The sequence below is a fragment of the Rahnella sp. PAMC25617 genome, from assembly GCF_050606005.1.
Lineage (GTDB): Bacteria > Pseudomonadota > Gammaproteobacteria > Enterobacterales > Enterobacteriaceae > Rahnella > Rahnella variigena.
The window spans coordinates 1-1188 of sequence record NZ_JBOCUM010000037.1 but is presented as its reverse complement, the minus strand read 5'-3'; the positions used below and the strand labels follow the sequence as shown (position 1 = coordinate 1188).

Here is a 1188-nt window from a genome sequence, read left to right as displayed (position 1 = left end):
ATTGTCGAACTGACACCGGCCACGCCGGAGCTGCACGTGCGCGAAGAGGTGTTGCCCGCTGAAAGCGATTTGTTAACCCAGCCACTGGGCAACGACCGTCAGCGCTGCGTTTATCGCACCACCCGCGACCTGAAAGTCCATCCGTTTGCCCTCGATAACGTCTCGTTATTCACCCTGCAGGAAGGCCAGCAGGCTCTGAAACTGCGCTTTACCCTGCCCGCCCTCACGGAAATCCGCCGCGCCGACTGGCAGAACATCAGTCTGTATCTCAACGGCGACCGCGTGCTGCAGTCGGCGCTGTATCTGGCTCTCAGCCGCCAGGTGAAGCGGGTGAACGTGCGGTTCTGGCAGGAATCGACAGAGCTGATGCCGGTGGACGTGCAGTTTATGCCACGCTGGCAGGCAGAAAACGACGCTTCAATCTGGCCGGAGAGCGACAGCCCGGCCCTGTGCGGCGAGGTGCGCCCGTGGCTGGAGTATTTCACTTCCCCTGAGCGATATTTCTTTATGCAACTGCGCGGGCTGGAAAACCTGACCTTTCCGCCGGATACCACCTCGTTTGATATCGAGGTGACGCTCAGCGAACGCTGGCCGTACGATTTAGCCGTGCCGCCGGACGCCATCCGTATGCACTGCGTGCCGGTGATTAACCTGTTCCGTCTGCTGGCCCAGCCGCTGTCCGTGACCACCGCGGTCAGCGATTACCGCCTGCGGCCGCACCGCCTCAGCGACGGCCATACCGAAATTTACGCGGTCAATGACGTCGCGGAAGTGACCGAAGACAACGCCGAATTCAGCTACGTGCCCTACAGCCAGTTTCGTCAGAAAGGCGGCATGCTCCAGTATAAGAAAAACTGGCCCGACCGTTATTACCACACCCGCATGTACCGGGGGACGTCCGGGCTGAACGAGACCATTTTAATGCTCGGGGGACGCACTCACGAAGAGCAGAACGGCCTGAAAATGCGCCTGAACATGACCTGTACAAATGGCGCCTACCCGCGCATGGCGTTGCAGGAGAGCGTTTTCGACGGTGAGACCGCCCTGGGTAATCTTGAGCTGAAGTGTGCCACCCGCACGCGTCCCACTATGCCGCATTACCCGCCGACCGCTGAACTTTATCAGTGGCAGGTGCTGTCGCTGCTGCATCCGCAGGCCATCGCCGGTCTGATGGAAACCGACACGCTG

1 protein-coding gene is annotated in these 1188 nt (G+C 60.4%); it reads left to right on the top strand.

The genetic code is table 11. The features are described from left to right. Positions 1-1188, top strand: a 1188-nt coding sequence (locus tag ACM615_RS23780) for a type VI secretion system baseplate subunit TssF (RefSeq protein WP_431012621.1), incomplete at both ends; no start/stop codon positions are given.